Origin of the sequence: Streptomyces coerulescens (assembly GCF_042657965.1) — a bacterium.
GTDB classification, from domain to species: Bacteria; Actinomycetota; Actinomycetes; order Streptomycetales; family Streptomycetaceae; genus Streptomyces; species Streptomyces coerulescens.
Genome location: NZ_JBHSKM010000064.1, coordinates 1 through 808, shown reverse-complemented (window position 1 = coordinate 808; position 808 = coordinate 1). Strand labels below are relative to the sequence as shown.

Annotated in this window: 1 protein-coding gene; it reads right to left on the bottom strand. The window is 69.2% G+C overall.

The annotated features are described in order from the left end of the window. The coding region (locus ACFPQ9_RS44590) for an alpha-amylase family protein (protein WP_465269627.1) at window positions 1-808 on the bottom strand (808 nt) is incomplete at both ends.

Here is an 808-nt window from a genome sequence, read left to right as displayed (position 1 = left end):
CGCGGCGAGGACGGCGCGGACCTCGAAGGCGGGGCGGCCGCCGTTCTGGAGGTAGGCGTGCAGGATGTCGGGGGTGTTGGCGAAGAAGTTGGGCCGCATGTAGGCGGCCGCCTCGCCGGACAGCTCGGTCAGGTACTCGGTGAGTTCCTGCTTGCTGTTGCGCCAGGTGAAGTACGTGTACGACTGCTGGAAGCCGATCTGGGCCAGGGTGTGCATCATCGCCGGCCGGGTGAACGCCTCCGCCAGGAAGATCACGTCCGGGTCGGTGCGGCCCACGTCCGCGATCACCTTCTGCCAGAACACCACCGGCTTGGTGTGCGGGTTGTCGACCCGGAAGATCCGCACCCCGTGGTCCATCCAGTGCCGCAGCACCCGCAGCGTCTCGGCGATCAGACCGTCCATGTCCGCGTCGAAGGCGATGGGGTAGATGTCCTGGTACTTCTTCGGCGGGTTCTCCGCATAGGCGATCGTGCCGTCCGGGCGGTGATGGAACCACTCCGGGTGCTTGTCCACCCAGGGATGGTCGGGCGAGCACTGCAGCGCGAAGTCCAGCGCCACCTCCAGGCCGAGTTCGCCCGCCCGTGCCACGAAGCGGTCGAAGTCCTCCAGGGTGCCCAGGTCCGGGTGGATCGCGTCGTGGCCGCCCTCGGGCGAGCCGATGGCCCACGGCACACCGACGTCGTCGGCCCCGGCGGACAGGGTGTTGTTGGGGCCCTTGCGGAAGGTCGTGCCGATCGGGTGGATCGGCGGCAGGTAGACGACGTCGAAGCCCATCGCCGCGATCTGCGGCAGCCGGCCCGCCGCCGAC